This window comes from Pseudoalteromonas sp. HF66 (assembly GCF_011806445.1).
GTDB classification, from domain to species: Bacteria; Pseudomonadota; Gammaproteobacteria; order Enterobacterales; family Alteromonadaceae; genus Pseudoalteromonas; species Pseudoalteromonas apostichopi.
Genome location: NZ_JAATOU010000003.1, coordinates 130,912 through 156,754, shown reverse-complemented (window position 1 = coordinate 156,754; position 25,843 = coordinate 130,912). Strand labels below are relative to the sequence as shown.

The following is a 25,843-nucleotide window of genomic DNA, read 5'->3' as shown; positions in this document are numbered from 1 at the left end:
ATGACAGATATTAATTTAGATGATTTAACGCATCTGCAAGCTATTAATAAAAAGCTCACGTCAGGCTACCACATTAGTGAACAAGACACGCTGATGTGGCAAGAGCTTGACCAACACATTGATGCCTACCGTGCCCTTTTTAATGCACTCGGCCATGACCTACAGCATGATAGCCGTGGCTATTACTATTTTGGTAGTGACGAGAGCACCCCAAACATGGGTAAAATTTCACGTGCCATCGCGCTGACTATCTACATCTTGATTGAGCACTATGCCAATACTGGTAAAGATCCTATGCGTGCCTTATTTGACGAGGTAAACGACCTTGAACTGATGCAAACCTTAGTGCAAATCAACAAGCACTTGTTTGATCAATTAGAAATATTCTCTGGCTCAGATTTACGTAAAGATGTGTACCTACGTATGGTGCGTTTAGGCCTTGCTCGCGAAGTAGAAAATGGCTTTATGCTGCAAGCGCCAATTTATCGTTATATCGATGCATTAATGGAAGTAAACGAAGAAACCTATCTAGGAGATGACGAATAATGCAAAGCCAAAGCCTTTACGGACTCAGCAAACTTGCACTTTTAAATACCGCAGGCTATGCAAAATGCGTGATCCCACTGGATAAAAGTAGCTCAATTTGTGCACCGAATAATACCGGTAAAAGCTCGGTTATTAATGCCCTGCAATTTCCGTTAATTAATGATTTACGCTTAACAGAATGGGATGGCCACGATTTAGACGAAACTCGTAAGTTCTACTTTTCGTCAGATCAATCCTATATTTTACTTGAAGCTGACCTACCTAATGGCCCTGTGGTTATTGGTGTTGCTGGCCTTGGTAAAATTGCTGGTTATGCGCATCAGTTTTTTTGCTATCAAGGTAAGTTAAACCTAGATCACTACACCCAAGGCAAGACAATTGTCAAATTCACCAAGCTTTTCAATCACTTAAAAGAGCAAGGTTTCAACCCAATTGAATTAAAAGCGCAAGAGCTGAACGCCCTACTTACTGGCGGCGCAACCCCGTTTGATGGCGATATCAATTTAAAGATGATCCCACTCAATAACGTGCAAGACTCTGCAATTTACAAAGAAATTTTCCGCCGTATTCTTAACTTGCACAAGTTAGGAGCCAGTGATGTTAAGCGCTTTATGTTACGTGTATTTGAGCGTCATATGTCAAATTCACGGGTCGATTTTTATGAAGTATGGCGACGTTCATTCGATAAGGTAAATCGCGCTAAACGTGAATTAAAAGCCCTTGAGTCAATGCAAGAGCCTATCGCAGCCCTTGAATCTATGCTTGAGAATCAAACGGTTATAAAAGGCAAACTTGCCGCCTATGCGCCAAAAATTGACCAAGCACTGATTGACTTTGAAACCTATCAACAAGAGCAACTCACTGAGCTAAATATTGCCCTTGAAGATATCGAGCACGAAAAACATGAGTTCGACCAAAAGCAGCAGCTGTATATTCAGCAATCACGTGACATTGAGCGTAAGCAAACTCAAATTGAGCAGTGGTTTTTAGACTATCGAGCACTTAAATCTGAGTTTGAACTAGTTAACAAAGCCACCTTAAAAGTAAGCCTTACGCAGCTTAAACAAGATTATGAGTCGCTTTCGCATTCATTAAGCAGTGCCCAAGGTCAAAGCTTACATACGCTTGATTACCGCATTAGCGAAACACAAAAGCAAATTAAGAGCTTAAAACTACAGCTAAAAAACCTCGAGTTCAATTTATTCACCCGTATGCGTGAAGATTTATCTTTAAAAGAAGTTGAAGAAATTTCGCGTATTTTAAACCCAGATATCTTATCGTTTGCCACCACCAGCAATGGTGATGTTGATATCACAGACGAAGATGCCTTCGGTGAGTTTTTAGAGCAGTTATCGGCAAACGTAAAAGGCGGTGTACTGACTCTTCCTGGTGCGACGATTAAACTAAAAAAGCTAAGCCCTGTGCAAATGCAAACAGGCGAAAACAAAGAGCAATTAACTGCGCAACTCGCTGCACTTGAAAACTCCCTGAAAGAGTTTAAACAACAGCGCGAAGTAGCTGCTAATGTCGCTGAAAAGCAAAAAGAAAAAGATGCCTTGTATGATGAGCTAATGGCCTCTGAAGAAGCATTAAAACGCTTTGAACAATTTGAAGTGATGCAGCAATCTGTCGATGCTCAAACTCTGCTAAAAGAGCAATTAAATGCAGAACGCGAACAAGTTGACGACTACCTGCAAGACATTCAAAAGAACAGTGGCTCAATTAGCGATCGTCGCTCAATTATCAAGTCGAAAAAAGATTTGCTTGCGCGCCAAGCTGACCGCTTACGCCAAGTTAAATCTGAACGTATCGATCACACACTTGATTTTTACTCAGGCAAAGTCACACCATACATGATTGAAATCAGTATTGATTTTGATAACTTAAGTGACCTCATTCATCACTTTAACAAAGACTGCCAAGAGCTACGTAACTTTGATATCAACGTACGTAACACCTACATGCATATTTATAATGCGGGTATTACTAAATTTGATAACGAAAACGATGAGTTTACTAAATACGAAAAGCTTATCAGCGCGTTTCATAACATTGATAACGAGCGCGATGCTGTTGAGCGTCAAGGCCGAGTTGCATTAACCGAAGTGGCAGCTACCATTAAAGGCTTGCGTGAAGACTTAGACCGCTTGCGCCGTGAAATGAATAGCTTTAATAAAGGCATTAGTCAACATCGGATCTCTAACCTTCAAGCATTCAAAATTAATGTTATCCCGCGCAAGATGCTGGTTGATAGCATTGATACCATCATTAGTACCTCAAATCAGTTTGAGCAAGGCGATACCCTCGACTTATTAAGCCAAGAGCCTTATAGCGAGTCTGCGGTAAACGAAGCAAAAGATCATTTAATTAAGCTTGCTTCTGAAAAAGCAGGTTTAACACTGACAGACTTGTTCGATATTCGCTTTGAAGTGGTAAATCGTGCTGGTGACACTGAGCACTTCGAGAAAATCGACTCAGCCGGCTCTAACGGTACCCGGATTACCATTAAGTTACTTTGTGGCATGCTGTTTATTCGTTACTTATTAAGCGATCAAGAGCAAAACCTGTATCGTATTCCGATTTATATCGATGAAGCTGCCGATATCGACCCGCAAAACCAAAAAGCAATTATCGAAACAGCACTTAGCTTTGGCTTCGTGCCGATTTTTGCCTCAGTTAAACCACAAGTTAGCTGTGATTACATTGTCCCTATTCGTACTGTCAAAGATGGGGTGCAAAACTGGGTCGATGAAAAAGACTGGATAGAAGTTGAACACAGTGCTTAATTACAAACTATTACAGTACTTATTTGTAAATGTGCCATAGTATTTAAATAATCATTCAGTTGAGTATTATTTGTGTTATGTTATCAATCAAGTAGTGGAAATTTTGCCAAGGAGCAAACAATATGAAGAACTTATTAATCGCGACGGCTGTATTATTTTTAGCGGCTTGTGCTAAAACGCCTGATTGGGATTACGACAAATCTGCAGATTTTAGTAATTATAAAACCTTCTCTTGGGTACCTAATGCCAGCTTGACTAAAAACGTAGCGAACTACCAAATTAGTCCTTTAATGGAAAAACGTGTGCGTGAAGCAGTTAATGCCGAACTTGAACAAAGCGGCATGAAGCTTGTTGATGTAGCGCAAGCAGATGTACTGATTAACTATCATGCATCAGTTGATACTAAAATTGATGTAGATACCTTCAACGTAGGTTACGGTGCACGCTGGAATTACTGGGGTATGGGTTATAACACGCAAACAACAACTCGCGAATACGAAGTCGGTACGTTAATTTTAGACGTAGTAGACCGTGCTTCTAACCAATTAGTTTGGCGTGGTGCTAAAGAAGGTCGTTTGCAAAAGAACCAATCACCTGAAAAGCGCACTGAAGTTATCAAAGAAACTGTTGCTAACATTCTCAGTAACTTTCCACCGCAATCAATTAATCAAAACTAAATGCCGTTTTAGTAAAAAGACCGCGCACTTGGCGCGGTTTTTTATTGCCTGCTGAAATCTGGTTGGAGTGGTATAACTCAGTGATTCAGATACAATACCCGCAATTTTCAGTGCGCCTAACTAGCCCACTACCCCAGATTAAACAAAATCAAGAGAGTTTTAGATGGTACGCGCAGTACAGCTTACACTTCCCGCTTTATTCGTCACTTGCTCAGTGCTAGCAGAAGACACCAACAATATTGAACAAATCACCGTTGAAGTTTCAGCAACCGCAAATAAAGAACCGGTTGGTACTTTTGATGCGCCGGTATCAAACTTAGAATATGACCCACGTGTCGATTTGCAATCACGCAATATGGCTGAAGCACAAGCTGATGTCACTATTCGTGGTGGTATCTTCGAAAATACTGGCTTTCGTGTCGGTAGCAGTACATTATTTGACCCTCAATCTGGTCACTACTTTGCTGAAATTCCTATTGCCCCACAGATGCTAACAGGCCCTTCAGTACTTACAGGGGCTGATAATGCCCTTTATGGTATGAATAGCTCGGTTGGCACGGTTTCATTTGGCTGGCGCCCTATCACAAGCACTGGCAGCGTTTCACTTGGCACAGGTACGAATGGCTTTAATTTACAAAGCATTCATGCTGCCCATAGCCAAAAGCTGGATAGCAAACCTGATTGGCGATTAGGTTTTGAGGGTGAATACTCGCACTCAAAAAGCGATGGCTCAATTGATAATGGCGACCACGACTTTGAACGTGCCTCAGCACGCGTTCAACTTGCAAGCGATACCTCGCAAACTGATTTAATGTTCGGACGCCAAGAAAAATTTTTTGGTTGGCCAAATCTTTACACGCCATTTAACTTTAACGAAACCGAAGATCTTGAAACCAAGCTTTTCATGCTCAATCACAAGCAAATGTATGGTGATAGCAGTACCTTTGAAGTGACTGGTTATTATCGTAAACATAACGACCATTATGTATTGTCTCGTGAAAACCCAGCTATTTTTGAAGCGTTTCACGAAACCACCGTTAAGTCATTGGCACTCTCTGGACGTCACCGTTTAAATGACCACTATGCAATTAATTATGCTGGGCAATTTATTGCTGATGAGATTGAATCAACATCTCTTGAAAACAACTTTACGTCACGCAATTACACTAAGCTAAGTATCTTGCCTGAATACAAGACGGCCCTTACAGCTAACAAAGAGCTTATGGTTCGTGTTGGTGCTGCTTTTGATGATACTAACCGTGATAGTTCAGATACCTCCTTTATTGCAGATGCAAGTCTTAAAGTAGCTAATCAAAATGGCAGTGAACATACTTGGTACGCATCATACGCCGAAGCAACACAAGTTCCCGGTTACACCGCAATCGGCGGCAGTGAAACGGGCGGGTTATTCAGAAGTAATTACAGCCTTGAGCGCGAAACCACCGATAACCTTGAATTAGGTTTACTAATAGAACAATCTTCGTGGCGTTTAGATTCAGCTATTTTCTACCGCAAAGATAAAAACCTTACGGATTGGACATATCGCTTTGATACAACTTCAGCACGTTTTGCAAACCCGGTTGATATAGACACCTTAGGCGTTGAGTTTTTAGCGAATAAATCGTTTGAAAGCGCTGAGTTGATTGCCAGCTACACCTATTTAGAAAAGTCAGAAGACTATGGCACGGCAGATATTGATGCGAGCTTTTATGCGCTTAACTACCCTGATCACCGTGTAACACTGGGTGCAGTATGGCAACCAATGGATGTGCTTGAGTTTCGAATCGATAACGAATGGCGTAAACAACATAGTAACCGCCTACGTAGCTCTGATGATGAAGCCTTCTTCACGCAGTTAACAGTAAAGTTCACGCCAGCCCAGCTTGATAATGTGTTTGTTACCTTTGCAGCTGACAACATTTGGGATGAATCATTCGAAGAAGTCCCGGGTACCCCTGGCCGCGGCGAACAATATACTTTAAGCGCTACCTATACGTGGTAAGTAAAAACAACAATGCCAGTCAATTGACTGGCATTGTTGTGACACGTTTTCTTCTAAGATCTTTAGAACACCACAGTCAAATTTATTTAAAATGCCATAGCGAAAACTGTGACTTTAAAAAATAACCTAATTTATCCCAGTAACTGTTAAAAAATGTTAAGGGTTTAATTTTTTTAAGTCATCTGCTCAAGTTCGGTAATTAAATACAATGCTTGTTCATTTGTCGTGCCACACACATCAATAGTGGCAGAAAAATCACTACACACCTTGGGCCTTGATTCATCACCAAATAATTTACACAGGTTATTATTATCCAGTTGAATACAGCGCTCTCCCGCCGCTTTCCCGTTGGGCATTCCTGGGATCGGTGAGCTAATACTGGGTGCAATACAACAGGCGCCACAGCCTAATCTACATGCCATTTTATCTGTCATTGAGTACCTCTTATAGAACCTTTGTAGCGCCTTTGTAATATGTGTAATGGTTTGTTACATCTTCGAACGCCTTGTAAACACTTTATTGCGTATGCTTAGCCTATCAAATTTATTTTTAATTACCGTCAACCGTGAGGGACTATCCCGTGGCTAGTAAAAAACAAATCATTCTCCCTATCGCCGTATTAGTCGGCGGACTTGGAATGGCATTCGCATTTGCCTCTATGAAGCAAGCGCCGGTCGAAAAACCAGAACAAGATTTGCGACCGCTTGTATCAATTAAACCGTTAAGCTTTGACGCCATTACCCTTGATGTAAAATCATACGGTATCGTTAAACCTAAAAACCAAACTGAACTTGTTGCGCAAGTGAGTGGTCAGGTTGTATCGCTGTCAGATCAATTTGTACAAGGCGGATTTGTTAAGCAAGGCGATATTCTAGCACGTATTGACCCAAATGATTACGAAGCTGCACTCATTGAAGCAGAAGCAGGTCTGGCGCAAGCAAGCTCTGCTCTTGAAATTGAACGCGCGCAAGTATCTGTTGCACAAGCTGAGTGGGACCGCATCAAAGGTGACTCAAACCAAGTTATTCCATCTGAGCTGTATTTACGTAAACCGCAACTCGCTGAAAAGCTTGCAAACTACCGTGCTGCTCAAGCCAGTGTAAAACGCGCAAAACGTAATCTTGAGCGCACATACATTAAAGCGCCATACGATGCCATTATCGACGAGCGCCTGATTAGTTTAGGTAGTGTGGTAAACCCGGGTAATAGCTTTGGTAGCCTAAGCTCAACATCACTGGCTGAAATTCGTTTACCTGTTGCTGATAAAGATCTGCAATACCTAAATAACCAAGGAATTGGTGCAAGCGTATCAATTAATGCTGAATTTGCAGGTAAACAAACAACGTGGCAAGCGACTATTGTACGCAGCGAAGGGGTCGTTGACCAACGCAGCCGCATGAATTACCTAGTAGCACAAGTAGCAACGCCTTATGAGCAAAAACAACCACTGCGTTTTGGCTCATACATTAATGCCACTATCGAAGGTCGAGCGCTGGACAATGCGATTGTTGTTCCGCACCATTTAGTTAAAGACAACAAGGTAGCTGTTTTACAAGATGGCGAAACACTTACTTTTAAAACACTTAACATTGTGCGCGAACAAAATGGCATGGTGATCGCCGATAATGGCCTTGCTAACGGTGAGCAACTTATTACCTCAGCACTTGAATACCCAACTGAAGGCATGGCAGTCAAGCTAGATGACGCAAAACTAAGTGTGCCAACAACACAATTAGCGTTAAAAGAGGAATAAGCCATGACCACGCACAGAGAAAAAGGGCTTATTGCCTGGTTTGCACGCAACCCAGTTGCTGCAAACTTACTTATGATCTTTATTTTAGTGGGCGGCTTATTGACTGCAATGTCAGTGCGTAAGCAAATGTTCCCACAGTTTGAAAGTAACTGGATCAGTATTCAAGCTGTCTACCCAGGGGCTGCACCACAAGAGGTAGAAGAAGGCATAACCATAAAGGTCGAAGAGTCTTTAGAGGGCCTCGAAGGCATTAAACGTTTAATTACTTATTCGAACCGTGGTTTTTCACAAGCTTGGATAGAAATCGAAGAAAAGTACGACCCGCAAGAAGTACTCGATGAAATCAAGATGCAGGTTGATTCAATCAATACCTTCCCTGCTGAGATGGAACGCCCAATTGTTCGCCGTGAAAAGTTTGAGCAAGAAGTTATGATACTCGCGCTGTATGGCGATATGAGTAACTACCAGCTCAAAGAACTTGGTAACGACATAAAAGATGAACTACAAGCTTTACCACAAATTAACTTGGTCAACTTTTACAGTGGCTTAAACTACGAAATTGGCATTGAAATCAGCCCAGATAAACTACGTGAGTATGGTTTAACTTTCCGTGATATTGCCACAGCTGTGCGCAGCTTCTCTGCCAATATGTCAGCAGGTCAAATTCGCTCTGAAAATGGCTACATTTCAATGCGTGTGGAAAACCAAGCGTATCGTGGTAAAGAGTTCGAAAAGCTGCCTTTATTACACTTACCTGATGGCGCCCAAGTTTTCTTGGGTGATGTGGCAACAATTAACGATGGCTTTGAAGAAGGCCTGCAATATTCTAAGTACAATGGTAAAAATTCACTGACTTTTGAAGTAAATGCTTCGAAAGATCAAGACATCACTAAGGTTGCTGCAGTATTAAAAAAATACCTAGCAGATAAAGCGCCACAGTTACCAGCAGGTGTAAAGCTATCGCCAATTGTTGATTTAACTTATTACCTTGAAGGTCGTCTAAACATGATGATCGACAACATGATTTGGGGTGGTATTTTAGTTATGGTGGTACTTGCCCTATTCTTGCCACTGCGCTTAGCGTTTTGGGTCATGATGGGTTTACCTGTATCATTCCTAGGTGCATTTTTAATGATGCCACTTGGCTTTATAGACATCACTGTTAACTTAGCTTCTTTATTCGCATTTATACTGGTGCTAGGGATAGTCGTTGATGATGCTATCGTCGTAGGTGAATCAGCCAGTGCTGAAATTGAAAAGCACGGTCATAGCCTAGATAATGTAGTGCGTGGTGTAAAACGCGTTGCAATTCCTGCAACCTTTGGTGTATTGACTACTATCGCCGCATTCTTACCGCAAACACTGGCATCAGGGCCTGGTTCTGCCTTTTCTAAAGCCATTGGTGGCGTAATTATCCTATGCTTAATTTTCTCATTGATTGAATCAAAACTGATTCTACCGGCTCACTTAGCGGCCATGAAAAATAAACCTGCGAACCCTAAAAATCCATTACACCGCTTGCGTTTAGGTATGGATAATGGCCTGAAGAACTTTGTCGATAATTACTACACACCATTTATAGGTCGCTGTATTCATTACCGTTATACCGTGATTGTTGGCTTTATCTGTGTACTTATTGTCAGTGGCGGTATGTTCGCTGGTGGTTTAGTGAAATTTGTTGCGAATCCTAAAATTCCACATGATTTCCCACGTATCTCAGTTGAAATGAACTTATCTTCTTCTGAACAAGCGACCCTTGAAACAGCACAAACAATTGAAAAACTGATTTTAGATGTCGATAAGCAACTTGAAGAGCAATATGGTCAAGCGATGATCCGTGACTTATCTGTTAGCTTACGCGGTCGTACAAGTGCACGCATTATGGCGATTTTAGTCGAACCAGACTTACGCCCTATTGATACTTTCCAATTAAGTGCAATGTGGCGCGAACAAATGCCACCACTGCCAGGTGTGAAAACGCTTAATATTGAAGACAGTATCATGAACGGTGGTCGTGATGACGGTGATGTGAGCTTCCGCTTAGAAGGTAAAGATATCAATAAACTAAAAGAAGTTGCAGCTAAGTTAAAAGAAAAGCTAAATAGCATGCAAGGTGTAGGTGATGTAAATGACTCACTACAATCTGCAACTGACGAAGTTCAACTTGAACTTAAACCACTTGCTTACAGCTTAGGCTTAACCTTATCGGATGTGGCATCACAAGTTAGCTTTAGCTACTACGGTTTAGAAGCACAACGTATTTTACGTGACGGTGAAGAGATTAAAGTAATGATCCGCTACCCTCGTGAATCGCGAAATGCGGTAAGTGACATCACTGATGCGCGTATCATTACGCCAACAGGCGTTGAAGTGCCTCTTGCAGAAGTAGCGAAGGTCAACATCGTTGATGGTGTGAACCGTATTCGTCGTGAAAACGCAAAACGCACTGTCAACGTTTGGGCTGCGGTTAACACTGATCAAGCAGAACCATTTGCCATTGCAAAAGAAATTCGTGACGAGTACTTACCTAGCCTATTGAAAAGCTACCCAGGTGTAGAAAGTAATGTGGCTGGTCGTATTCAAGAAGAAATGGATAGTGTGGCAGAACAAGTACGTGATTTTGCTTTGTCTATGATGATTATATTTGCGTTACTTGCTATTCCACTGCGCTCATACTCGCAGCCATTCATTATTATGTCGGTTATTCCATTTGGTGTAATTGGCGCGATGTTCGGTCACATGATCTTAGGTATGACAATGAGTAGCTTATCAGTATTCGGTATCATCGCTGTTGCTGGTGTAGTAGTAAACGATTCGCTAGTAATGGTCGACTTTGTCAATAAGGCCCGCGCTGAAGGTGTTGCAATCAAAGAGGCTGTGATGCAAGCCGGTGCTCGTCGTTTTAGAGCAATATTACTAACCTCAATTACGACCTTTATTGGTGTATTACCAATCATTATGGAAACAAGCTTACAAGCAAAAATAGTTATCCCAATGGCTGTATCTCTAGCATTCGGGGTGTTATTTGCGACTGTCATTACACTTATTTTAATCCCTTGTCAGTATGTAGCGTTAGAAGACTTTAAACGTTTAATTGGCAAGTTTAGAGGTAAAAAAGTAGAGCCAGAAGCAAAATTACAAACAACCAGTAATTAAACCCCTCTCAAAATCCCAACCGAACGCTTGGCAAACTCATTTGCCAAGCGTTTTTATTTAAAAAATATGTTCCTATAAATTGTATTGCTTTGCTAAGCTTAAATGAGCAAAAAAGAAACAATTCAAGCAAATTACAAACTTGTTATAGGGACATAGCTATGAAGATTCTGCGCTACACCGTTTTGGTCAGTTGTTTATCCATTTGCATGCCTGTATTGGCTGAAAACCAATATTTACAACAACAGTTAGAACCTATCCTGATTGGTGAATCTCACAGTATTGAAAGAGAACACATCCATTCTCCTGACATGACCGTTGCCACCTATAAAGCAAATGGTTTTGAACGTGTTTGGAATGACACCAAATATGCAAAACAAGCTCTCAAGTTAATTGCTCAATCAGAGCTTGAAGGCCTCTCACCCAATGACTATCACTTTGATACATTAATGGCGCTGGCCAACGAAATAGATAAACGCGGAACAGAGGCTGTCGAAGCTCAGTTTGATGTACTTATGACAGATGCTGTCATGACGTATGCAAAACACTTAATACGCGGGAAAATAAACCCAAAACAACTTACTGCAACATGGAATTATGGACAGTTTGACGTCAGTCCGGATGCTGCAGCTGCCTCTTTACTTAAACACGTTAAGTCTAAAAGCCTTGATAAAGGCCTTGAAAACCTTAAGCCCGTATTACCTCATTACAAACGCTTAAAAGATGCTTTAGTGTTTTACCGAGAACTTGATGCAACTGGCGAGTTACCTGCCATCACATTGCAAAACAATATATTAAAACCGGGTCAATCAGACGCAGCAGTACCGCTGTTAAGACAAAAGTTAAAGCGCTTAAATTATTTTCAAGGCAGTGGTAATGATGATACTGATTATGACAACGAGCTAGTTGCAGCAGTTAAGAATTTTCAGAGTGCTCATCAAGTTACTGACGACGGTGTGATTGGTAACGCAACGTTAAAATTACTCAACAAAGATTACAGTGAATACATTGATGATATTTTAGTAAACCTAGAGCGTATTCGTTGGGTTGATAATACTCTCACAGAGCGCTTCTTAGTGGTAAATATCGCTGGTTTTAAACTATTTTTATTTGAAGACAACAAATTAAAATGGCAAACCAATGTGGTCGTTGGCAGAAACTACACCAAAACCCCAATATTTAAAGGGCAAATGAGCTATATCGTGATGAATCCAACATGGACAGTACCGCGGAGTATTTCAGGTGGCATTATCAAAAAAATGAAAGAAAACCCAAACTACTTAAACGAGAAAGATTTTGTTGTGGTTGATAGTCGCCGTAACCCAGTGGATAGCAAGAGTATTGATTGGGCAAATGCTAGTCGTAAGAACTTTCCGTACTGGTTTGTACAACAACCTTCAGAGAATAATTCATTGGGACAAATTAAATTTATGTTTCCTAATAAATACTCAATTTATTTGCACGACACCCCTGCAAAAACATTATTCCAGCAAGACCAACGTGCATTTAGCCACGGCTGTGTAAGAGTTGATGACCCATTCACCTTAGCTGAGAAAATATTAGAAACGTCAGATAATTGGAGTCGTAGCGACATTGATGACGCCATTGCTGCAAAAGAGACTACAAAAATCAGCTTATCAAAACCGCTAGATGTACTTTTAATGTACTGGACAGTCGCAGGTGACGACGAGAGCTTACAATTTTATACCGATGTCTATAATCGCGATGGCGCGTTATTAAAAGCACTCACCACGCCATTAGCAAACAATACAATTTAGAGGTCACTATGTATTTCAGCCGTATTATTTTAAGTGTGTTCTTAGCGTTAACTACATGCTCTGTTGCTGCCATTGAATTAAGCGACTCGCTGCACAGCATTGTTCTTGATGCAAAACAGGTTCTAACACTTGATAACACGGCTGATTTTGCTCCAACTGCAGTATCAGACGTTGAGACTGAGCGATTAGGGCCAAATAGCATTGCAATTTACGCCCCAGAAAATGCAGGGTTTTATAACCTAGTATTGAGTAACGATGAAACCAGTAAACACCTACTTGTGATTGTTAAAAAACCATTCAATGCAAACAATAAACAGTTAAATAATTACCAAATAGGCCTCTACCCTACGCCCTATAAAGGCTACACACAATACAGTGCTCCAAACGGGTTTATTGAAATTTTTGAGAAAGACTTATCACGCCAGCTGACTCCTCATGTGCAAGTTAAAAATATAATTTGTAAGCAAGTGAGTGGCTTTCCAAAATATCTTTATGTCAACAACGGTGGCTTGATGATGCTCGAAGAACTACTCAAGTTTGTACAAAGTGAAGGGATTAAAGTCAACAAGTTTGCCTTTATCAGCGGCTATAGAACACCCCACTACAATCGCTCAATTGGTAATGGCAAACATAGTCGACACCAATATGGCGATGCTTTCGATTTATACATAGACGAAGATAGTAATGGCCGAATGGACGATTTAAATGGCGACGGCAAACTGACAGTTGCTGATGTAGATGTACTTTATAAAGTGTTCGAAAAATTTCAAAAACAAAGCCGTTATAATGGTGGTATAGGGCGCTATAGACCCGCCTCCCATCACGGTGGTTTTGTACATATAGATAACCGAGGATTTACCGCGAGGTGGTAATACAACCTTCATATAATCCTTGTTTAAAGATCATCCGATTGCATTATTTTTGCTTGATTGCTAAGTTATTGTGAACAAGGGAAAATCGCAGCAAAAAAATGTAATTCAAAACAGTGGTATTGATGAAACACAACTTGATTTAATCGCTCTACTCAATGACAGACAACCATCAGTTAGTACAACTCTCTATGTCAGTAACGGTGATCTAATAAGCCCCGCTGATTATTGGCAAGCACTTCAAAATGAGAGCGTCTCTGTTGTGCATTACAGTGATTTAGACCACACAAGAATGGTAAGCCTTATCAATCAAGCCATGCGCAATGAGGTTTTACATAGATTAATGTAACCAACAAATAACAAGGATAGCAATGAACATACACTTTAAGAAATTAAGGTTGCTTGTAGTTTTTTATTTACTCGCAATTTCAAGCCTTGCCCATAGCCAAAATATGCAAACAGAGATGGCCGACTTTATTCAAGGCTTTCATGAATACAAGCAGTTTAACGGCAATGTATTAGTTGCAAAGGATGGAAAAGTACTGTTTGAAAAAAGCTTTGGCTATGCCAACTTTGAGTGGGATATAAAGCATAGTGATAAAAGTAAGTTTAGAATTGGCTCAATAACCAAACAGTTTACCGCCATGTTAATCCTGCAATTGGCACAAAATAATAAGCTTAAACTCGATGATCATCTTGCAACATACCTTCCTGAATACAGACAAGATATTGCCAATAAAATTACTCTTCGCCAAATACTTAATCATACCTCTGGTCTTGGTAATTATACCCAAGCAAAATCGTTTCGTGATGAGTACAGCCGAAACCCCTACAGTGTTGATGAATTTATTCGCTTGCTATGTAGTGATGATCTAGTGTTCGAACCTGGCACTGAATTTCGTTATAGCAATTCTGGCTATTTTATTTTGGGTGCGGTAATTGAAAAGGTAACTGGCCAAAAATATAAAGAGGTATTACAGCAGAATATTTTAGACCCACTTAAAATGAAGGATACAGGCTATGATTCCCACAATAAAATCATTAAATTTCGCGCCTCTGGATACGACAACGGGCTAGCTGGTTATAGCAACACCGATTATTTAGATATGTCTATCCCGTATGCAGCTGGGTCAATGTATTCAACAGCGCGGGATTTACTAAAATGGGATCAGGCCCTTTACTCAGATAAGTTATTAAACGACGCATATAAAAAGCAGATGTATCAAGTTTCTGGGCAAAGAAATTATGCGCTTGGTTGGGAAGTAACAAAGCTCGATAAAAACATTTACGGAAAACCCCTAACACGTATTCAACATGGCGGTGGTATCAATGGTTTCAATGCGTTTATAAGTAGAATTATCGAAGACAAATTACTTATTGTCATTCTAAATAACACGGGTGGTGCACCTCTCACCCCCATGACTAACGGTCTCTTGGCAATCTACTATGACAAACCTTATGAAAAAGCGACAGAACATGTAGATAGCAAGCTTTATAAAGCATTTAAAAGTGAAGGTATTAAAGGGCTCAAGAAAACCTATAAGCAAATGGTGAATGATGGGAATACGCCAAGAGAAAGGTCGTTAAACTACTTGGGTTATGAATTAATGCAGATGAAAGAACTAGATGCCGCAGTTACTGTATTTGAACTCAACAATCAATCTTATCCAGAATCAGCAAACACTTATGACAGTTTAGGTGAAGCATATTTAGCAGTCGGCGATAAACAAAAAGCATTGGCAAGTTACAAAAATGCTCTTAACTTGAATCCTGACAGTGAAAGCGCTAAACAAGCAATTGAGAAATTACAATAAATAAGCCTTGTAACTCAATACCTAAAATAATTAGTTATCGAGTACCCGCTTATCTAAAATGTCTTTTTCAATCAGTTGAGTGAGAATCGCCTTGGTTTTTGCTCGACATATATCACGAACTAAACGAACCGCAGGTGTTATGGATTGTCGACTTGGACAGATTAACCAAAGCTCGGCACATAAGTGAGGGTAATTTTGCATAACCGGCACGACCCGACCTTTAAGTAAATCATCACTGATATCAATGCATGATTTAACAGCTAGACCTTTACCAGCCACACACCAACGTCTTACTAAATCTCCATCATTAGACGCTCGGCGGCCTTGCATTTTCACTTTAAAACGCTCTGTTCCATCGGTAAATTCCCAGACATTGTTGATGATATCTTGAAGTTGATAAAATAAACCTTGATGCTGGTTTAATTCATCAGGATGTGTCGGCGCTCCATATTCGGCAAGGTACTCTGGGGTTGCACATAACAACCGAGGAACATTACAAATTTTAAAGCCATATAAGTTTGAGTCTGATGGCGAGCCATATCTGAGCGCAAAATCAACAGAGTCTCGGTAAAAGTCGACATTACTATCGCTAATATGAGGACGCATACTCAGCTTTGGATATTCATCAAGTAACTCATCTAACCAAGGAATAATAATGTTGCGGCCTAAATCTGAAGATAATGCAACTCTTAGTTCACCTTCTATTTCATCATGCTCGCCTTTTAAGGCAAGTGTCGCTTGCTCTAGCATGAGCACCGCTTGCTGACACTGAGGTAAAAAACGCTCCCCTGACGCCGATAAACGTAAATGGCGAGTAGTACGAACAAACAATTCAGTACCAAGAGCTGCTTCAACGCGCTTAATTGCTGCACTAGCGGTTGCAGCACGCATGTCTAATTTTGCCGCAGCGGTTGTAATACTGCGAAACTCTGCAACCTTGAGGATTAATTTGAGATCTTCAACCAGCATATTAACTAAAAATTTTTGATAATGTTTATTCGATTATGCGCTTTATCGTAAAGTATGCAAAGCGTAAACTGCGCCTAATTGTTATACATGCGGGAGCAAATCATGACACACCCTATTATTTCTGACTTACAACGGCGATACACAAGTAAGCGCTACGACGCATCAAAGCAAATTAACCAAGCAGACTTAGCTGTAATTTTAGAAGCTTTACGCTTATCGCCATCGTCTATTAATTCTCAACCATGGAAGTTTATAGTCATCGAATCAGAGCAAGCAAAACAACGTTTCCACGATAGTTTTGCAAATAAGTTTCAGTTTAATCAGGTACATGCAAAAACTGCATCACATACTATTTTATTTGCTTATAACCCAAGTTATAAACGTGATGACTATGAAAAAGTCATCGATGCAGATATTGCTAATGGTCGCACAAAAGCTGAAAACAAAGAGCAGGCGTTTGGTGCGTTCGCATTTGTTGATTTAAATACTGATGACCATGGCGATAACGCTGCTTGGACTAAATCTCAAACCTACATTGCATTAGGTAATACTATGCATACTGTGGCTCGTTTAGGTTTAGATTCAACACCGATGGAAGGCGTCGATAAAGACTTACTCGGTGAACTATTTGCTGATGAGTTAGATGGTTATGTATGTGAAGTGGCACTCGCTATTGGTTATCACGAACCAGAGCAAGATTATAATGCTACATTACCAAAATCTCGTTTAGATAAAGACGCGGTAATTACTGTAGTATAAAACCTATAAATTATGCAGGCTTTGCCTGCATAATTGTTATTTTAAGTCTGTCTTTACAATGATATTACTCGCCATACCTTCACATAAGTCTGCAGTTATTGTGGCAACTGCTCCATTTATTAATGCTAAATTAGGGGCAACGTGACCAATGTCCGCATCAACAATAACTGGGAACAAATTACCTTTAAATGCGAGTTCGATTGCTTGGTATTCATCAAAATAGCAGTCGTTATTAATTGCTGGACTGCGACCAAATACCACCGCATTTACATCGGTGAATACATCATTCAACTTTAACGATAACAAACAACGTGCTAATGCCATCGGGCTGAGCTCTGCATTTTCTAAATATAAAATTAAGCCCTCTGGTGCATACTGCTTTTTAAATTCATGCAATGCATAGTAATTTGAGGGTAGCAACAAGCCAAGAGTATCTAAGCAACCGCCGATTAAACGCCCTGAAACTTCAATCTGGCGTTTATCTTTATAGTTAATACAACGCCATTGGCTCGGGGCTGTATAGTCAAATTGAGCTTGCGGATCGGCTTTATAATCAATTGGTTTTTGCTGATAATAAGGAGACGCTACTTGGTGCAGTTGCTGTTTTTCTTCAAGTGACATTGCACTGAATATATTTGCTAAATAAACATCTGAATCGTCAGGGTGAATTTGCATTAAATTCGCAGCGTGCAAGGTTGCCCAGCCACAACGAGTTGTTAATGCACATGCAAAAGTGCTTATATCTGAAAAGCCAACCAACCATTTAGGCCTTGCTTTACTTATCGCATTAAAGTCGAGAAGCGGTAAAATCTCCATGGTGAGATCGCCCCCCCAAGGTGGCATGATGGCTGCTATTGAATCATCAGTTAAATACTCCATTAGCTCATCAGCACGTTGCTTTGCACTATTGTGTGACTGACGCAAGCAGGCACCCTCAATGACAGTAAAACCTTTGGCTGTTAAGCCATTAAGTACTAAGTCTAAACGCGTATGAAACGCTGTATCTACACCTGATGAAAAAGCACATATGGCTATTTTATCGCCTTGAACAAGCGGTTTAGGATACTGAATTTTCGCCATTATTACTCCTTCATTACGACTGTCTTGTAGTCAACGTACCGAATAAATCCACGCATGTAAACAGGTATAAAAAAACCGCAGTATATAACTGCGGTTTTTATCAATGCTTGGTTAAGCTACTAAATATACTCAACTTCAATGATTTCGTACTCTACTTCACCGTTTGGCGTTTTAATGATAACGGCATCATCTACCTCTTTACCAATTAAACCACGCGCGATTGGTGAGTTAACAGAAATCAGGTTGTTTTTGATATCTGCTTCGTCATCGCCTACGATTTGGTATTTTACTTCAGCATCGGTTTCAACATTAACGATAGTGACCGTTGTGCCAAAAATAACTTTACCTGTGTTAGGCATTTTAGTTACATCAATGATTTGCACATTTGAAAGCTTCGCTTCAATTTCTTGAATACGGCCTTCGCAGAAACCTTGTTGCTCACGAGCAGCATGGTATTCAGCGTTTTCTTTCAAATCACCGTGCTCACGTGCTTCAGCAATATCAGCAACGATTTTTGGACGGGTAACTGTTTTTAATTCGTTAAGTTCTTCGCGCAGTAATGCTGCACCACGAACTGTCATCGGAATTGATTGCATATTATTCTCACTTAATCCCAAGGGCGATTGCCTCGCCCTTGGCACATTTCCTTAGTTCATTCGCTGGTGTAGTTCCTGAACTGACGTCACCTTGCTACGGTCGTCTGCTTGGTTTGCAGTACAGTTAGCAAATGCCGCGTTCAGAGTCGTTGTGTAGTTAGTCTTATGCTGTAACGCACCACGACGTAACACCTTCGAATCTTCAATCGCTTGGCGGCCTTCAGTAGTGTTTACAATGTAGCTGTATTCACCATTTTTAATTCTATCAAGAATATGAGGACGACCTTCGTATACCTTGTTCACGCGACGAACTGCAATGCCTGCTTCTTCAAGTGCTTTTGCAGTGCCACCTGTCGCATCTAGCTCGAAACCAAGTTCAGTCATGGTTTTAGCTAGTTCAACAATACGTGGTTTGTCACTGTTGCGTACCGATAGTAACGCGCGACCACCGCGTGGTAAAGTGTTGCTTGCACCTAATTGTGCTTTAGCGAATGCTTCGGCGAAAGTTTCACCAACACCCATTACCTCACCCGTTGAGCGCATTTCAGGGCCACGGATTGGGTCAACACCTTGGAACTTAGCAAATGGCAGTACCACTTCTTTTACGCTGTAGTAAGGTGGGATTACTTCTTTTGTAATACCTTGACTTGCCAGCGACTGACCTGCCATACAACGTGCCGCTACTTTAGCAAGTGCAACACCTGTCGCTTTTGAAACAAACGGTACTGTACGCGCAGCACGTGGGTTTACTTCGATTAAGTAAACTTTACCGTCTTTCACAGCAAACTGAGTATTCATTAGACCTACTACGCCAAGCTCTAGAGCCATATCAGTCACTTGCTTACGCATCACGTCTTGCACTTCGGCTGTTAATGAGTGAGCTGGTAATGAACACGCTGAGTCACCTGAGTGAACACCTGCTTGCTCGATATGCTCCATGATACCACCGATGATTACTTGCTCACCGTCACAGATAGCGTCAACGTCAACTTCGATTGCGTTATCTAAGAAATGGTCAAGTAGTACTGGCGCTTCATTTGATGCAGATACCGCTTCAGTCATGTAACGACGTAAATCGTCTTCATCATAAACTACTTCCATCGCACGACCACCTAGTACGTACGAAGGACGTACTACGAGTGGGAAGCCAATTTCAGCAGACTTAACAATCGCTTCTTCTAAAGAAGTAACCGTTGCATTCTCTGGTTGAAGAAGGTTTAGACGCTCAACAAGCTGTTGGAAACGCTCACGGTCTTCTGCACGGTCGATTGCATCTGGTGAAGTACCAATTACTGGCACACCATTCGCTTCAAGTTCACGAGCAAGTTTCAGTGGAGTTTGACCACCGTACTGAACGATAACACCTTTTGGCTTTTCAACACGTACGATTTCTAATACATCTTCTAGCGTGATTGGCTCGAAGAATAGACGATCAGATGTATCGTAGTCAGTTGAAACAGTTTCAGGGTTACAGTTAACCATAATTGTTTCGTAACCATCTTCACGTAAAGCTAATGCAGCGTGAACACAACAGTAATCGAATTCGATACCTTGACCGATACGGTTAGGGCCACCACCGATTACCATGATTTTATCTTTGTCAGATGGATTCGCTTCACACTCTTCATCATAAGATGAGTACATATAAGCTGTGTCAGAACTGAACTCTGCAGCACAGGTATCAACGCGCTTATATACAGGCACGATATCTAACTGGTGACGCTTCTTGCGAATTTCTGCTTCAGAAACACCTGCAATTTCAGCGATACGCGCATCAGCAAAGCCTTTACGCTTAAGCTTACGTAAGAACTCAGCATTTAAACCAGCCATACCTACTTCGCTGATTGTTGCTTCGTCTTTTAAGATGTCTTCGATTTGCACTAGGTACCAAGGGTCAATCTTAGTTAGTTCGAAAACTTCTTCAACGCTCATACCGTGACGCATTGCATCTGCTACGTACCAAATACGCTCAGCACCTGGCTCGCGTAATTCACGGATGATTTTTTCTTTCGCTTTCGGATCATCCAGGGCTACAACTGGGTTGAAGCCTGTTGCGCCTACTTCTAGGCCACGTAATGCTTTATGCAGTGACTCTTGTTGATTACGACCAATCGCCATAACTTCACCCACAGATTTCATCTGTGTTGTTAAACGGTCGTTTGAACCTGCGAATTTTTCGAAGTTAAAACGTGGGATCTTAGTAACAACGTAGTCGATCGACGGCTCGAAAGACGCTGGTGTTTTACCGCCAGTGATGTCATTTTGTAGCTCATCAAGCGTGTAACCAACAGCTAGTTTCGCTGCGATTTTTGCAATTGGGAAACCTGTTGCTTTTGATGCTAGTGCAGACGAACGCGATACACGTGGATTCATCTCGATGATAACCATACGGCCATCAACTGGATTCACACCAAACTGTACGTTTGAACCACCTGTTTCAACACCGATTTCACGAAGTACCGCCATCGATGCATTACGCATGATTTGGTATTCTTTATCAGTCAGTGTTTGCGCTGGAGCAACCGTGATTGAGTCACCAGTGTGAACACCCATAGGGTCAAAGTTTTCGATAGAACATACGATGATACAGTTGTCGTTTTTGTCACGAACAACTTCCATTTCGTACTCTTTCCAACCGATTAATGATTCATCGATTAAAAGTTCATTTGTTGGTGATAAATCTAAACCACGCTCACAAATTTCATCAAATTCTTCTTGGTTGTATGCAACACCACCACCAGTACCACCCATCGTGAATGATGGACGAATGATACATGGGAAACCGATGCGACTAAGAACATCGTGTGCTTCTTCCATTGAGTGAGCGATTTCTGCACGCGGACACTCAAGGCCAATGTTCTTCATTGCTACGTCAAAACGCTCACGGTTTTCAGCTTTATCGATTGCATCAGCAGTTGCACCGATTAGCTCAACACCGTGTTTTGCCAGTACGCCGTGCTTATCTAAGTCAAGCGCACAGTTTAATGCTGTTTGACCACCCATAGTAGGTAGTACTGCATCTGGCTTTTCTTTTTCAATGATTTTCTCTACCACTTCCCAGTGAATTGGTTCGATGTACGTCGCATCCGCCATTTCAGGGTCAGTCATGATAGTTGCAGGGTTCGAGTTTACAAGAATTACTCGAAAGCCTTCTTCTCGTAGTGCTTTACACGCTTGTGCACCAGAGTAGTCAAATTCACAAGCTTGACCGATTACGATCGGGCCTGCGCCTAAGATAAGAATGCTTTTTATGTCGGTACGTTTTGGCATTGTTACTCCGGTTAAATTAGTTAGAACGTGCTTGCATCAAGTCGATGAAGTGGTCAAATAATGGCGCCGCATCATGTGGACCTGGGCTTGCTTCTGGGTGACCTTGGAAGCTAAATGCAGGCTTATCTGTGCGGTGAATACCTTGTAGGGTGCCATCGAATAATGAAACGTGAGTTGCACGTAAATTCGCTGGTAATGTTGCTTCGTCAGCTGCGAAACCGTGGTTTTGCGCTGTGATCATTACAACATTTCGGTCAAGGTCTTTAACTGGGTGGTTACCACCGTGGTGACCAAACTTCATTTTCACCGTTTGTGCACCTGAAGCAAGTGCAAGTAATTGGTGACCTAAACAGATACCAAAAATTGGCGTGTCTGTTTCTAGGAAAGTTTTAATGGCTTCAATCGCGTAAGTACACGGCTCAGGATCACCAGGGCCATTTGATAAGAAGATACCGTCTGGGTTTAATGCCAGTACATCTTCTGCAGATGTTTGTGCAGGAACGACAGTTAATTTACAACCGCGGTCAACTAACATACGTAAGATATTACGTTTAACACCGAAGTCATAAGCAACAACGTGGAACTTCTCGTCTGCTGCTTCTAGCGTTTTAAAGCCTGAACCTAAAGTCCAGCTTGATTCGCGCCACTCAAAATTTTCCTTGGTTGAGACAACTTTTGCTAAATCCATGCCTTTTAAGCCTGGGAAGGCTTGCGCAGCTTCAAGCGCTTTATTCTCATCTAACTCGTCGCCTGCAATGATACAACCATTTTGAGCGCCTTTATCACGTAAGATACGTGTTAATTTACGAGTGTCGATGTCTGCAATACCTAAGATATTGCGTTCTTTTAAGTAATCACTTAACGATTGCTCGTTACGGAAATTACTTGCTAGCAGTGGCAAATCACGGATCACTAGGCCTTTAGCCCAGATTTGACCCGCTTCTTCGTCTTCGCTGTTAGTACCCGTATTACCGATATGTGGGTACGTCAAAGTTACGATTTGTTCCGCGTATGAAGGGTCAGTCAAAATTTCTTGATAACCAGTCATAGACGTATTGAATACTACTTCACCGACTGACATGCCGTCAGCGCCGATTGCAGTACCGCGAAACACTGTGCCGTCTTCTAGGACTAACAGAGCGGATTTAGTCAAGTTAACCTCCTAACAGTAAAAAACGGGAGTAAAGTCATTTGCTCTACTGCCCGTTTAAAGCGATTGGAAACACGCATTTATGAATTTTTGGCAAATTGGCACTATTCTACAGTAAATTAGCTTTCAGATCTAATCTTAATTAATAAAATAGTAAAAATAAGCGTTATTAACTAAAAATTCACTGAAACTGCCAAAAAAGAAACTAAACTACTTCAAGTCAAGCACATCTTGCATGTCATAAAGTCCAGCTGGTTTGTTTTTCAACCAGCCCGCAGCTCTTACAGCACCTAACGCGAAGGTCATTCTTGAACTTGCTTTATGAGTTAATTCTAGCCTTTCGCCAGAAGTTGCGAAATATGCGGTGTGTTCACCTACTATATCTCCGCCTCTCATGACCGAATAACCGATTTCATTTTGCGATTTTGCGTGTTCGTCATTGCTTCTATCAAAACGCGCGACTTCATCATGCTGCCAGCCTTTTGCCTCGGCAATAGCTTCACCAATTGCCAATGCAGTCCCTGATGGCGCATCAATTTTATGACGATGATGGGCTTCAAATATTTCAATGTCCATGTCATCACCAAACTTCACAGCCGCAGTCTGCACTAAGTTAAGCAGTAAATTCACACCTACGCTATAGTTGCGAGCAAAAACAATCGGAATGTGTTTCGCTGCTTCATTGAGGGCATCAATATCATCTTGGTTGAGGCCCGTGGTACCAATTACCATTGCGATATTTTTTTCGACCGCTGTTTGCAAGTGGTTGCGCATTCCTGCCGGTAAGGTGAAATCAATTAATACATCAGCATCTTTTACTTCTGTTTCTTTACTAAATGATACATCCGCTGATGCAGCACTGTTTAATTGATTAACCGCTATATCTAAAAGTGGCGAGTTATCACGCACGTACGCGCCCGTTAATGTTGCGTCATTTTTTTTTGAGACTGCTTCTAAAAGTGCAAGTCCCATGCGGCCGTTTGCGCCAAATACACCTATGCGGTTCATATAGTTACCTTATCTATTCTTCTTAGCTGGCTGGATTTTATCGAAAACTCATGTAATAGTCAGGTTAGCTTATAAAAAATACAGAGCTAATTTTAGATTTATTAATAGAACAACAATAATAACAGATAGTCTTTGCATTTAGCCATCTATACATTTAAACTTCTTCCTTTGCGCCGATTTGGTCTTTGGCTTGCGGGCGCTGTTGCAACAGCATTGTCTTTTGAGAATGCAGGCAACTAAATACAGCTAAAAGAAGTATTTGGCTGTGTTATTGGTTATCTAACGAGGAATATGATGCAGCCATCATTTAATAAAACAAAAGCAAAACTTTCTTTGCTGCCGCTTTTGGTGTTTGTCGGCTTATTTTTAGGCGCTGGCTTATACTTACAGTCTCAAGGTGTCGATTACGCCTTCTATCAATTGCCTGCCCCTGTGGCAATTTTACCTGCCATCATGCTGGCTTTTATCTTAAATAGAAATACCATCAACCACAGTGTTGAAACCTTTATTAAAGGTGCGGGCCATAGCAACATCATCACTATGTGTTTGATTTATCTGCTTGCCGGTGCGTTTTCTGCCGTTGCAGGTGCAACGGGTGGTGTCGATGCCGTTGTTAATGCGGGTTTATCACTCATTCCGCCAGCTTTATTACTACCTGGATTATTTTTAATCGCTGCGGTTGTGTCGACTGCAATGGGTACTTCAATGGGGACTATCGGTGCTATTGGCCCGATTGCTTATGCAGTCGCCCAAAAAACAGGCATTGATCCATCATTGATGGCAGGCACGATTGTATCGGGTGCAATGTTTGGTGATAACTTATCAATCATTTCTGACACAACTATTGCTGCAACCCGTACGCAAGGCTGTGAAATGAAAGATAAATTCCGTGAGAACTTAAAAATTGCCTTACCCGCTGCAGCATTAACTATCGGTTTGTTATTCTTCTTAACGCCTGCAGCTGAAGCTGTAGAAACACAAGATTTCGATATTTTATTAGTGTTACCTTATGCCTTTATCTTAGTACTCGCAGTAATGGGCTTTAACGTCTTTGTGGTGCTGTTTAGCGGTATTATCTTCGCTGCACTAATGGGCTTTACTGGCAGCTATGAAGGTGCCAGTTTTGTTAAGGATGTCTATAAAGGTTTTACTGATATGCAGGAAATTTTCTTGCTATCGATGTTTATTGGTGGCCTTTCAGAGTTTATCCGTATTAATGGTGGACTTGATTATATTGCTAACAAAATTCAAGCAATTACGAAAATCATTGCAAAATGGCACCGTAAGGTCGCGGATCAATTAGGTATTGCGGCACTGGTGATGACCAGTAACTTATGTATTGCTAATAATACGGTATCAATCATTGTTGCTGGCCCAATTGCTAAAAAATTAGCGGATGATGGCGAAATTACTGGTAAGCGTTCAGCAAGCTTACTTGATATTTTTGCTTGTGTAACACAAGGCTCACTACCTTATGGCGCACAAGCGTTACTTCTCGGTGCGACTTTCAAAATTAGCCCTTGGCAGGTGTCTACTTCATCTTACTATTGCTTTATTCTTGCCTTTACAGCTGTGGCTGTAATTTGCTTACGTCGGAATAAAGCTTAAGTTAAATAATTTTTGCCAAGATACG

19 protein-coding genes are annotated in these 25,843 nt (G+C 41.2%); 12 read left to right on the top strand and 7 right to left on the bottom strand.

Annotation, left to right across the window (positions count from 1 at the left end; genetic code table 11):
* From HCZ11_RS05015 to HCZ11_RS05000, 4 genes are all read left to right on the top strand, one after another.
* On the top strand, nt 1–546 hold the full coding sequence (locus tag HCZ11_RS05015) for a hypothetical protein (RefSeq protein ID WP_062564547.1): 546 nt from the start codon (nt 1–3) through the stop codon (nt 544–546).
* On the top strand, nt 546–3,332 hold the full coding sequence (locus HCZ11_RS05010) for an ATPase (protein WP_167657810.1): 2,787 nt from the start codon (nt 546–548) through the stop codon (nt 3,330–3,332). The genes HCZ11_RS05015 and HCZ11_RS05010 overlap by 1 nt, the downstream gene beginning before the upstream one ends.
* A gap of 122 nt (nt 3,333–3,454) precedes the next feature.
* Entirely contained in the window at nt 3,455–4,009 is a 555-nt protein-coding gene (locus HCZ11_RS05005; protein ID WP_167657809.1) for a DUF4136 domain-containing protein, read from the top strand.
* Nucleotides 4,010–4,172: 163 nt separating this feature from the next.
* A complete protein-coding gene (locus tag HCZ11_RS05000; protein WP_167657808.1) occupies nt 4,173–6,011 on the top strand; it encodes a TonB-dependent receptor in 1,839 nt (612 codons plus the stop codon).
* Between the two features lie 173 nt (nt 6,012–6,184).
* Here the strand turns inward: HCZ11_RS05000 and HCZ11_RS04995 are convergent, their stop codons facing one another.
* Complete coding sequence (locus HCZ11_RS04995; RefSeq protein WP_130052277.1) at nt 6,185–6,433, bottom strand: YkgJ family cysteine cluster protein; 249 nt, start codon at nt 6,431–6,433, stop codon at nt 6,185–6,187.
* Nucleotides 6,434–6,591: 158 nt separating this feature from the next.
* On the opposite strand from HCZ11_RS04995, the gene HCZ11_RS04990 reads away from it, so the two are divergent.
* From HCZ11_RS04990 to HCZ11_RS04965, 6 genes are all read left to right on the top strand, one after another.
* Complete coding sequence (locus tag HCZ11_RS04990; protein WP_130051300.1) at nt 6,592–7,764, top strand: efflux RND transporter periplasmic adaptor subunit; 1,173 nt, start codon at nt 6,592–6,594, stop codon at nt 7,762–7,764.
* A gap of 3 nt (nt 7,765–7,767) precedes the next feature.
* Nucleotides 7,768–10,920, top strand: a complete 3,153-nt coding sequence (locus tag HCZ11_RS04985) for an efflux RND transporter permease subunit (RefSeq protein ID WP_130051299.1) — start codon at nt 7,768–7,770, stop codon at nt 10,918–10,920.
* A 158-nt stretch (nt 10,921–11,078) separates the two neighbouring features.
* Entirely contained in the window at nt 11,079–12,695 is a 1,617-nt protein-coding gene (locus HCZ11_RS04980; RefSeq protein ID WP_167657807.1) for a murein L,D-transpeptidase, read from the top strand.
* Between the two features lie 8 nt (nt 12,696–12,703).
* Nucleotides 12,704–13,567, top strand: a complete 864-nt coding sequence (locus tag HCZ11_RS04975) for a D-Ala-D-Ala carboxypeptidase family metallohydrolase (RefSeq protein WP_167657806.1) — start codon at nt 12,704–12,706, stop codon at nt 13,565–13,567.
* 70 nt (nt 13,568–13,637) lie between these two features.
* Nucleotides 13,638–13,913 (top strand): hypothetical protein, encoded by a 276-nt coding sequence (locus tag HCZ11_RS04970; protein WP_130051296.1) that lies wholly within the window; start codon nt 13,638–13,640, stop codon nt 13,911–13,913.
* Nucleotides 13,914–13,935: 22 nt separating this feature from the next.
* Nucleotides 13,936–15,378: a serine hydrolase domain-containing protein gene (locus tag HCZ11_RS04965; protein WP_167657805.1), complete on the top strand. Its 1,443-nt coding sequence runs from the start codon at nt 13,936–13,938 to the stop codon at nt 15,376–15,378.
* A gap of 30 nt (nt 15,379–15,408) precedes the next feature.
* Here the strand turns inward: HCZ11_RS04965 and HCZ11_RS04960 are convergent, their stop codons facing one another.
* Nucleotides 15,409–16,347, bottom strand: a complete 939-nt coding sequence (locus HCZ11_RS04960; RefSeq protein WP_130051294.1) for a LysR family transcriptional regulator — start codon at nt 16,345–16,347, stop codon at nt 15,409–15,411.
* A gap of 102 nt (nt 16,348–16,449) precedes the next feature.
* On the opposite strand from HCZ11_RS04960, the gene HCZ11_RS04955 reads away from it, so the two are divergent.
* Entirely contained in the window at nt 16,450–17,106 is a 657-nt protein-coding gene (locus HCZ11_RS04955) for a nitroreductase family protein (protein WP_167657804.1), read from the top strand.
* Nucleotides 17,107–17,142: 36 nt separating this feature from the next.
* Here HCZ11_RS04955 and HCZ11_RS04950 read toward each other — a convergent pair whose 3' ends face one another.
* The 5 genes from HCZ11_RS04950 to dapB form a co-directional block, all read right to left on the bottom strand.
* Nucleotides 17,143–18,186 (bottom strand): S66 peptidase family protein, encoded by a 1,044-nt coding sequence (locus HCZ11_RS04950; protein WP_130051292.1) that lies wholly within the window; start codon nt 18,184–18,186, stop codon nt 17,143–17,145.
* 119 nt (nt 18,187–18,305) lie between these two features.
* Complete coding sequence (gene greA, locus HCZ11_RS04945; protein ID WP_054551507.1) at nt 18,306–18,782, bottom strand: transcription elongation factor GreA; 477 nt, start codon at nt 18,780–18,782, stop codon at nt 18,306–18,308.
* Between the two features lie 51 nt (nt 18,783–18,833).
* Entirely contained in the window at nt 18,834–22,052 is a 3,219-nt protein-coding gene (carB, locus tag HCZ11_RS04940) for a carbamoyl-phosphate synthase large subunit (RefSeq protein WP_130051291.1), read from the bottom strand.
* Nucleotides 22,053–22,068: 16 nt separating this feature from the next.
* Nucleotides 22,069–23,205 carry a glutamine-hydrolyzing carbamoyl-phosphate synthase small subunit gene (gene carA / locus HCZ11_RS04935; RefSeq protein WP_055020805.1) on the bottom strand — a complete coding sequence of 379 codons (1,137 nt, stop codon included), beginning with the start codon at nt 23,203–23,205 and terminating at the stop codon, nt 22,069–22,071.
* Between the two features lie 207 nt (nt 23,206–23,412).
* Nucleotides 23,413–24,210, bottom strand: a complete 798-nt coding sequence (gene dapB, locus HCZ11_RS04930) for a 4-hydroxy-tetrahydrodipicolinate reductase (RefSeq protein WP_167657803.1) — start codon at nt 24,208–24,210, stop codon at nt 23,413–23,415.
* 294 nt (nt 24,211–24,504) lie between these two features.
* Here dapB and HCZ11_RS04925 point away from each other — a divergent pair, with 294 nt between their 5' ends.
* Nucleotides 24,505–25,818, top strand: coding sequence for a Na+/H+ antiporter NhaC family protein (locus HCZ11_RS04925; RefSeq protein WP_130052276.1), 1,314 nt, complete (start codon nt 24,505–24,507; stop codon nt 25,816–25,818).
* The last annotated feature ends 25 nt before the right edge of the window (nt 25,819–25,843 follow it).

Excerpts from the sequence above, each read along its gene's own strand:
- HCZ11_RS05015 (WP_062564547.1), top strand. The coding sequence starts at position 1 with ATGACAGATATTAATTTAGATGATTTAACGCATCTGCAAGCTATTAAT.
- HCZ11_RS05010 (WP_167657810.1), top strand. The coding sequence starts at position 546 with ATGCAAAGCCAAAGCCTTTACGGACTCAGCAAACTTGCACTTTTAAAT.
- HCZ11_RS05005 (WP_167657809.1), top strand. The coding sequence starts at position 3,455 with ATGAAGAACTTATTAATCGCGACGGCTGTATTATTTTTAGCGGCTTGT.
- HCZ11_RS05000 (WP_167657808.1), top strand. The coding sequence starts at position 4,173 with ATGGTACGCGCAGTACAGCTTACACTTCCCGCTTTATTCGTCACTTGC.
- HCZ11_RS04995 (WP_130052277.1), bottom strand. The coding sequence starts at position 6,433 with ATGGCATGTAGATTAGGCTGTGGCGCCTGTTGTATTGCACCCAGTATT.
- HCZ11_RS04985 (WP_130051299.1), top strand. The coding sequence starts at position 7,768 with ATGACCACGCACAGAGAAAAAGGGCTTATTGCCTGGTTTGCACGCAAC.
- HCZ11_RS04980 (WP_167657807.1), top strand. The coding sequence starts at position 11,079 with ATGAAGATTCTGCGCTACACCGTTTTGGTCAGTTGTTTATCCATTTGC.
- HCZ11_RS04975 (WP_167657806.1), top strand. The coding sequence starts at position 12,704 with ATGTATTTCAGCCGTATTATTTTAAGTGTGTTCTTAGCGTTAACTACA.
- HCZ11_RS04965 (WP_167657805.1), top strand. The coding sequence starts at position 13,936 with ATGAACATACACTTTAAGAAATTAAGGTTGCTTGTAGTTTTTTATTTA.
- HCZ11_RS04960 (WP_130051294.1), bottom strand. The coding sequence starts at position 16,347 with ATGCTGGTTGAAGATCTCAAATTAATCCTCAAGGTTGCAGAGTTTCGC.
- HCZ11_RS04955 (WP_167657804.1), top strand. The coding sequence starts at position 16,450 with ATGACACACCCTATTATTTCTGACTTACAACGGCGATACACAAGTAAG.
- HCZ11_RS04950 (WP_130051292.1), bottom strand. The coding sequence starts at position 18,186 with ATGGCGAAAATTCAGTATCCTAAACCGCTTGTTCAAGGCGATAAAATA.
- greA (WP_054551507.1), bottom strand. The coding sequence starts at position 18,782 with ATGCAATCAATTCCGATGACAGTTCGTGGTGCAGCATTACTGCGCGAA.
- carB (WP_130051291.1), bottom strand. The coding sequence starts at position 22,052 with ATGCCAAAACGTACCGACATAAAAAGCATTCTTATCTTAGGCGCAGGC.
- dapB (WP_167657803.1), bottom strand. The coding sequence starts at position 24,210 with ATGAACCGCATAGGTGTATTTGGCGCAAACGGCCGCATGGGACTTGCA.
- HCZ11_RS04925 (WP_130052276.1), top strand. The coding sequence starts at position 24,505 with ATGCAGCCATCATTTAATAAAACAAAAGCAAAACTTTCTTTGCTGCCG.